This window comes from Streptomyces sp. MBT53 (assembly GCF_016654115.1).
Classification (GTDB): Bacteria; Actinomycetota; Actinomycetes; order Streptomycetales; family Streptomycetaceae; genus Streptomyces.
The window spans coordinates 147,933-155,124 of the sequence record NZ_JAEQAZ010000002.1; the positions used below are offsets into that span (position 1 = coordinate 147,933).

A 7,192-nucleotide genomic window follows, 5' to 3' on the forward strand; every position below is an offset into this window, starting at 1 on the left:
TGCGACAGGAGAGAAGGCACCATGTCGGTCGAGACCGGTACCGCGCCCGAGGCGGGCGCCGAGGAGCGGGAACAGCAGAGCCTCGGAACCGCCGCGGCACGCACCCTGGCGACCACGACCAAGTCCGAACCCCAGATGCAGGGCATCAGCTCCCGGTGGCTGACCCGCATGCTGCCCTGGGTGAACGTGCCCGGCGGCACCTATCGCGTCAACCGCCGGCTGTCGTACACGCGCGGCGACGGACGGGTGACGTTCGTGCAGACCGGAGCGCAAGTACGGGTCGTCCCCGCCGAGTTGACGGAACTCCCTCTGCTGCGCGGCTTCGAAGACGACGACGCGCTCGGCGCGCTGGCCGAGCGGTTCGAGCAACGGGACTACGCCCCGGGGCAGTTGATCGTCCAAGCAGGTCAGCCCGCCGACTCGGTGTTCCTGGTCGCGCACGGCAAAGTGGAGCAGCTCGGGGAGGGTCCCTACGGTGACGAGGCGGTCGTCGGGCTGCTGGCCAACGGCGACACCTTCGGCGGCCAGGTGCTCGCCGAACCGGACGGTTCCTGGGAGTTCACGGCCCGCGCGGCGACGGCCACGACGGTGCTGACGCTGCCGCACGCGGCCTACCAGGCCGTCGCGGACCGGCACGCGGAGCTGCGCGCGCATGTCGAGGCGCGCGCCGGGGACGAGCCCGGTCCGCTCAACACCTTCGGCGAGGCGGCGATCGCGCTCAGCGCCGGGCATGTGGGCGAGCCGGACCTGCCGGGCACGTTCGTGGACTACGACCTCGCGCCGCGAGAGTACGAACTGAGCGTCGCCCAGACCGTGTTGAAGGTGCACTCCCGGGTCACCGACCTCTACAACCAGCCGATGAACCAGACCCAGCAGCAACTCCGGCTGACAGTGGAGGCGTTGCGCGAGCGGCAGGAGAACGAGCTGGTCAACAACCGGGACTTCGGGCTGCTGCACAACGCCGACTACGACCAGCGGATCTCCACCCACTCCGGGCCGCCTACCCCCGACGACCTGGACGAGCTGCTCAGCATGCGGCGCGACACCCGGTTCCTGTTCGCGCATCCACGGGCGATCGCCGCGTTCGGCCGCGAGTGCAACAAGCGGGGCGTCTACTTCAGCGGCATCGACGTCGGCGGCCACCATCTGCCGGCCTGGCGCGGGGTACCGCTGCTGCCGTGCGGCAAGATCCCGGTCAGCGCGTCCCGTACGTCGTCCATCATCGCGATGCGCACCGGCGAGGACGACCAGGGCGTGATCGGGCTGTACCAGACCGGCATCCCGGACGAGCTCGAACCGGGCCTCAACGTACGGTTCATGGGCATCAACGAGCAGGCGATCATCTCCTACCTGGTGAGCACCTACTTCTCGGCGGCGGTCCTGGTGCCGGACGCGATCGGCATCCTGGAGAACGTCGAGGTCTCCCGCCGGGACGGCAACTGACCTTTGTGGACGGCTAGTTCAGGAACGCGTCCAGTCGTGCCGCGTCCGGCGCGGTCGCCGGGCCCGGCGCGGTGACCGCCAGAGCGGCACCCGCGTTGGCCCGGCGGGCGGCGGCCACCGGGTCGAGCCCCCGGGCCAGGGCGGCCATGAAGACACCGGTGTGCGCATCGCCCGCGCCGTTGAGATCGACGGCTTCCACGGCGAATCCGGGGACTTCGACGAGCCGTCCGTCCTGGTGCACAAGACAGCCGCCGGGACCGGTGCGGACCAGCACCGAGCCGCGTCCCAGCCGGGATTGGAGGGCGCGGGCGGCCTCGGCCGGGTCGTCGACGCCGGTGAGCAGCGCGGCCTCACGGGCGTTGCAGCTCCACCAGTCGGCGCGGGCGAGCAGCGACTCCAGGGCGTCGCCCGGGATTTCGGCCACCAACGGGCCCGGGTCGGCGACCAGCGTGACGGCCGGGTCCAGCCGGGGCAGGAGGTCGAGCAGGGCGGCCCGGTTGCTGTCGTACAGCAGGCTGTATCCGGTGACGTACACCAAGTCGCCTGCGCCGGGCCGGAGTTCGACAAGGTCGGCGGCGGCGAGGGTGGCCTCGGCGCCGGGGCTTGTGACGAAGGTGCGCTCGCCGTCGGCGTCGACCAGGCAGACCACGAAGCCGGTGTCCGGTTCCGGGCGCGGGGCGAGGAGGACGTCGATGCACTCGGCGCGCAGCGCGGCACGGGCCCGGTCACCGAAGGCTCCGGTGCCGTGGGCTCCGGCGTAGGTCACGGGCAGGCCTTGGCGGGCGGCGGCGGCCATGACGTTGAAGCCGCCGCCGGGGGTGCGTTCGGTGCGGGTGGCGAGGACGTCGCCGCCGCGCTCGGGGAGGGCGGGGACCTCCAGGACGAGGTCGACGACGACGTTGCCGAGGTGCCAGAGCCGTACGGTCATGTCCGCTCCCGCAAGCCGAGCGGGGCCATGGCCGTGGCATCCAGGCCGACCTCGACAGTGCCGAGGTGCCGGAGCCCCCCGCTCACGACCACTGCCGCAGGCCCGAGCAGAGCCGCGATCATGGCATCCGGGCCGACGACCACGCTGCCGAAGCACCACACCCGCCCGCTCACGCCCCCTCCCGCAGGCCGAGCAGTGCTGCCGCCGTGGCGTCCAGGTCGAGCGCCGGGTTGACGCGTACGAGCGTTTCCCGCGCGTCGGCCGGGAAGGCGTCCACTCCGTGGCAGGCGCCGCCGACGGCTCCCGCGATCGCGGCGATCGTGTCGCAGTCGCCGCCGACGGATGCCGCGAGCAGCGCGGCCTGCCAGGGGTCGTCGGGGCAGGCCGCCAGGACGGCGAAGGCGGCCGGGACCGACTCCTGTGTGGCCAGGCTCGTCCCGACCAACCCGTAGACCCGCTCAGGGACTTGGGCCAGGGTGAGGCCCCGCACCAGGCCGGTCGCCCACACGATCCGCTCGGCGACATCGGCGGCGGCCACCCAGTGGCCCCGCCCCGCCGCCAACCGGGCCGCCGACACGGCCACTTCGACCGCCTCGGGAACCGACGCCCCGTCAACTCCCGCGCTCACGGCGGCGGCCACGGCCGCGGCACCGGCGAGCGCGACCCCGGTGTTGTGGGTGAGGCTGCTCGCCTCCACCACCCGGTCCACCAGCGCGGCCGGGTCCGCGACCGAGACCGCGATGCCCACGGGGGCGATGCGCATCGCCGCGCCGTTGGTGGTGCCGTAGCGTCCCACCTCGTCGACGGGGGTGCCCGCGAGGACCTGCTCCACGGCGCGCTTGGTGGACGGGCCGAGGAGGTCGAGGGAGCCGCGGGCCCGCATGTCGTCCTCCCAGGCGACCAGGCGGCGGGCGAGTTCCGCCGGGTCCACGCGCCCCTTGCTGTCGAGCAGCAACTTGGCGAGCAGCAGGGCCTGTTCGGTGTCGTCGGTGACGGCTCCGGCCGGCATGCCCGCGGCCAGCGGATGGTCGGCGTCGGCCGGGTGGAAGCCGGTGAGGACGGGGCCGTAGCGGGCGGTGATCTGTGGGCGGGACAGCATTTGGGTGGGCATGCCGAGGGCGTCGCCGAGGGCGAGCCCGTGGAGGGCTCCGGTGGCGCGGCTCTGGAGGGTCATGGGTACTTTCCGGTGCGGGTTCGGCGGTTCGGCGGTTCAGCCGAAGGCGAGGGTGAGTTGGAAGTGGTCGGGGTCGAGGAGGCTCACGACGTGTTCGACGAAGGAGCCGTCGGCGGCCCGGCTGGTGCGGCGCGTGTCGAGGAACCAGTCACCCGGTTCGCGGCGCAGCAGCTCAGCCTCCCGGCCGTCGATCCGCCGCCCGCCGACCCGCTGTTCGCCGTGGTCGGGCCGTAGTCCGGCCCGCAGCATCACATCGGTCAGGGAGTCCTGGCCGAGCCCGCGCGACGGCAGGTCCCGCACTCCGGGCACGGGCGGCAGGAAGCTGCGTTCGTACGACACGACGACCGCGTCCGCGACCAGTTCACGTATCCGCTCGACGCAGACGAACTCGGTGGTGTTCAGGGTGAGTTGACGGGCCAGTTCCTCGTCCCGCCGAGCGTCGACCGCGAGTGTCCTGACCCGGGTGTCGATGCCCTGGGTGGCGAGCGCGTGGGCCCAGCCGAGGCTGTCGTCCAGTGGGCGGCCGTCGAAGAGGACGTAGGAGCCCTTGCCGGTGCGGGTGGCGATCAGGCCGGCCTCGCTGAGTTCGGCGAGGGCCGCGCGGACGGTCGTACGGCTGACGCCGAAGCGTTGGGCCAGGGCGTGTTCGCCGGGCAGTTGCTCGCCGGCGGGGCGGTGGCCGCTGCGGATCTCCTTGGCGAGGACTTCGGTGATGCGCTGGTGTTTGAGCCGGACTCCGGTCATGACGCCTCCCCGACCACCTCGGCGGCGGTGACCACCCGGATCAGGGGGCGGTAGAGGTCCATGACGTGCAACGCCTTGGCGTGGGAGTCGTCGTCCACACCCGCGCAGGCGTCGGCGACGACCAAGACCTCTGCTCCGGCGTCGGCGGCGGCGAGGGCCGTGGACAGGACGCAGCAGTCGGTGCTGACGCCCGCGAGGACGAGGCGGCCGGTGGGGGCGACGCGTTCGGCGAGTTCCGGGGTCCACTTGCCGAAGGTGGGTGCGTCCACGAAGTGCCTTGCCTGGAGGGCGAATTCGTCGGTCAGGTGCCAGAGCGGGGCGTCCGGCGGCTGGAGGGCGAAGGGCCACTGGTCGTAGTAGGCGCGCCAGCTGCCCTCGGGTTTGTCGGGGGCGATGAAGCGGGTGAAGGTGACGTCGTCCCCGAAGGCCGGCAGCAGTCGTCGTACGCCTGCCGCCGCGTCCTCGAACCGGGGGGTGGCCCAGGGGCTGTCGGGTTCGGCGAAGACGCGCTGCATGTCGATGACGGCGAGGTGGCCGGGTGCGGTGGTCATACGGCGGCCACCGCCTCGGGGCTGGCGGCCTGCTGCTCCTGGTGCCGGATGCGGGCGCGGCCCAGCGCGAGGGTGCCGAGGAAGCCGATCGCGAGGGCGGCCAGGACGCCGAGGTTGGCGTAGGCCCAGGCGCCGGACTTGCCGCCGAGACCGAGCGGGTCGAGGAGGTAGCCCTGCCAAGTCAGCCAGCTGGCGGCCGTGTTGGTGACCAGGCCCCAGCCGATCGCGGTGGCGCCGAGGGTGAGGAGGAGCGGCGTGAGCTGGATGTCGCCGTAGCGGCCGGTCGGGCGGAAGAGGTCGCCCTCGTCGTAGTCGCGGCGGCGCAGGGCGAGGTCGGCGAGCATGATGCCGCACCAGGCGGCGATGGGGACGCCGAGGGTGGTGAGGAAGCCCATGAACTGGCCGAGGAAGTTGTCGGCGAAGAACACGATGTAGATGGAGCCCGCGATCATCAGGACGCCGTCGACGAGTGCGGCGAGGTAGCGCGGCACCGGCAGGCCCGCGGAGAGGAGGGCGAGGCCGGAGGAGTAGATGTCGAGGACCGCGCCGCCGACCAGGCCGAGCACCGCGACCACTACGAAGGGGACCAGGAACCAGGTGGGCAGGATCGTCGTCAGCGCGCCGATCGGGTCGGCGGCGACCGCCTTGTTGAGCGTGCTGGAGGATCCGGCGAGCAGCAGCCCGAAGACCAGCAGGAGCAGCGGGGCGACGGAGGCGCCGAACGTGGTCCAGCCGATCACGCCTCTGCTGGACGAACTCCGGGGCAGATAGCGGGAGTAGTCGGCGGCGGCGTTGACCCAGCCGAGGCCGAAGCCGGTCATCATGAACACCAGCGCGCCGATGAACTCCTGGGCGGAGCCCGCCGGTACGGCGCTGACCGTGCTCCAGTGGATGTGGTCGGCGACGAGGGCGATGTAGACGACGGTGAGTACGGCGGTCACCACGGTGATGACCGTCTGGAGCCGCATGATCAGGTCGAAGCCCATGACTCCGCCGACGACGATGAGCGCACCGACGATGATCAGCGCGACCACCTTGGTCTCGGTGCCGCCGCCCCAGCTGAGTCTGCTGAAGACGGTCGCGGTGGCCATGGTCGCGAGGGCGGTGAGGACGGTCTCCCAGCCGACGGTGAGGATCCAGGAGATCGCCGACGGCAGCCGGTTGCCGCGCACGCCGTAGGCGGCGCGGCTGAGCACCATCGTGGGCGCCGAGCCGCGCTTGCCCGCGACCGCGATGAAACCGCAGAGCAGGAAGGAGAACACAATGCCGATCACACCGGCGATCAGCGCCTGCCAGAACGAGATCCCGAAGCCGAGCGCGAAGGCGCCGTAGCTCAGGCCCAGGATCGAGACGTTGGCCCCGAACCAGGGCCAGAACAGCGTGCGAGGGGTGCCTTTGCGTTCGTCGTCGCCGATCACATCGAGGCCGTGGGTCTCGACCTGAAGTTGCCGGGACTGGGAAGTCTGGGAGTCCGCCATCGTCGACCTACCTGTCTAGACGTGTTCATTCGAGGCTAGGTGCGGTGGTGACGGGCGTCAAGAGGAAAGGGTGGGGCCGTGGCCGTTCCGCTGAGCGGATCCGTGGGCGACTTCCGGGTGCGGGTGCAGCACGCTGGCCATCGGTCGCCGACGGCTCCGGGCCGCTCGGTGTGTGGAGTGCAACCACCTAGGGGGAGTTGTGAGAGAAGCATCGAAACCGGCGCGTCGTCGCGTGCTCGCCGGGGCAAGTGCGGGGTTGCGGAGGTGGGCGGTCCGGGTGGCGCGCTCGCCGAAGGCGGTGGTGCTCGTCGTGGCGGCGCTGGTGGCGACCGCGTTCGCCGTGACACCCGCCTACGCGGACGATCCCGGGCTGAACTGCGCGATCACCGCGACCGCCGGCATCACGGTGACGCCCACTCCCGTGGTCTACGGTCACAACGCGCTGGTGCAGTGGAGCGCGGACTGCGTGTCCAATACCGCCGAGGACGCGCTGCAGATCGTCGGGCCGGGCTTCGACCCGACGACCACCATCTTCCCGGTCGGCGGCGGATCGCAGTCGGTGTTCATCAACCAGACCGGGACCGTGGGCTGGAGTGTGACGGTCGTCGACATGTCGTCGGACACCGGATACAGCCGGGGCCTGGCGTCCGTGTCGGCCTCGGTGGTCGGTGTGACGACCGTGCCCGACGTGGTGGGTGAATCGCAGACGCAGGCCGGGCAGGATCTCTCGGCTGCCGGATACGTCCTGGGCGCCGTCGGCAGCGTCGTCGACTGCGACCACGTCAAGACGGTCAGTCGGCAGTCTCCGACCGCGGGCACCGTACTGCCCACCGGGTCCTCGGTCTCGATCAAGATAGGCAAGAAGCCCACCCCG

7 protein-coding genes are annotated in these 7,192 nt (G+C 71.7%); 2 read left to right on the forward strand and 5 right to left on the reverse strand.

Annotation, left to right across the window (positions count from 1 at the left end):
- The first annotated feature begins 21 nt into the window (after window positions 1-21).
- The gene (locus JHN45_RS01785; RefSeq protein ID WP_201047703.1) at window positions 22-1,443 is read left to right on the forward strand and encodes a family 2B encapsulin nanocompartment shell protein; all 1,422 of its coding nucleotides are present in this window, start codon (window positions 22-24) and stop codon (window positions 1,441-1,443) included.
- Window positions 1,444-1,456: 13 nt separating this feature from the next.
- On the opposite strand, the gene JHN45_RS01790 is transcribed toward JHN45_RS01785, so the two are convergent.
- From JHN45_RS01790 to JHN45_RS01810, 5 genes are all read right to left on the reverse strand, one after another.
- Window positions 1,457-2,371 (reverse strand): PfkB family carbohydrate kinase, encoded by a 915-nt coding sequence (locus JHN45_RS01790; protein ID WP_201047704.1) that lies wholly within the window; start codon window positions 2,369-2,371, stop codon window positions 1,457-1,459.
- A 169-nt stretch (window positions 2,372-2,540) separates the two neighbouring features.
- Window positions 2,541-3,545, reverse strand: a complete 1,005-nt coding sequence (locus tag JHN45_RS01795; protein ID WP_201047705.1) for an ADP-ribosylglycohydrolase family protein — start codon at window positions 3,543-3,545, stop codon at window positions 2,541-2,543.
- 36 nt (window positions 3,546-3,581) lie between these two features.
- Complete coding sequence (locus JHN45_RS01800) at window positions 3,582-4,289, reverse strand: GntR family transcriptional regulator (protein ID WP_200713794.1); 708 nt, start codon at window positions 4,287-4,289, stop codon at window positions 3,582-3,584.
- Window positions 4,286-4,840 carry a cysteine hydrolase family protein gene (locus JHN45_RS01805; RefSeq protein WP_201047706.1) on the reverse strand — a complete coding sequence of 185 codons (555 nt, stop codon included), beginning with the start codon at window positions 4,838-4,840 and terminating at the stop codon, window positions 4,286-4,288. The genes JHN45_RS01800 and JHN45_RS01805 overlap by 4 nt, the downstream gene beginning before the upstream one ends.
- A complete protein-coding gene (locus JHN45_RS01810; protein WP_201047707.1) occupies window positions 4,837-6,318 on the reverse strand; it encodes a cytosine permease in 1,482 nt (493 codons plus the stop codon). The genes JHN45_RS01805 and JHN45_RS01810 overlap by 4 nt, the downstream gene beginning before the upstream one ends.
- Window positions 6,319-6,595: 277 nt before the next feature.
- On the opposite strand from JHN45_RS01810, the gene JHN45_RS54310 reads away from it, so the two are divergent.
- On the forward strand, window positions 6,596-7,192 hold a 597-nt coding region (locus tag JHN45_RS54310), incomplete at its 3' end, for a PASTA domain-containing protein (protein WP_201047708.1).

Excerpts from the sequence above, each read along its gene's own strand:
- JHN45_RS01790 (WP_201047704.1), bottom strand. The coding sequence starts at position 2,371 with ATGACCGTACGGCTCTGGCACCTCGGCAACGTCGTCGTCGACCTCGTC.
- JHN45_RS01795 (WP_201047705.1), bottom strand. The coding sequence starts at position 3,545 with ATGACCCTCCAGAGCCGCGCCACCGGAGCCCTCCACGGGCTCGCCCTC.
- JHN45_RS01800 (WP_200713794.1), bottom strand. The coding sequence starts at position 4,289 with ATGACCGGAGTCCGGCTCAAACACCAGCGCATCACCGAAGTCCTCGCC.
- JHN45_RS01785 (WP_201047703.1), top strand. The coding sequence starts at position 22 with ATGTCGGTCGAGACCGGTACCGCGCCCGAGGCGGGCGCCGAGGAGCGG.
- JHN45_RS01805 (WP_201047706.1), bottom strand. The coding sequence starts at position 4,840 with ATGACCACCGCACCCGGCCACCTCGCCGTCATCGACATGCAGCGCGTC.
- JHN45_RS01810 (WP_201047707.1), bottom strand. The coding sequence starts at position 6,318 with ATGGCGGACTCCCAGACTTCCCAGTCCCGGCAACTTCAGGTCGAGACC.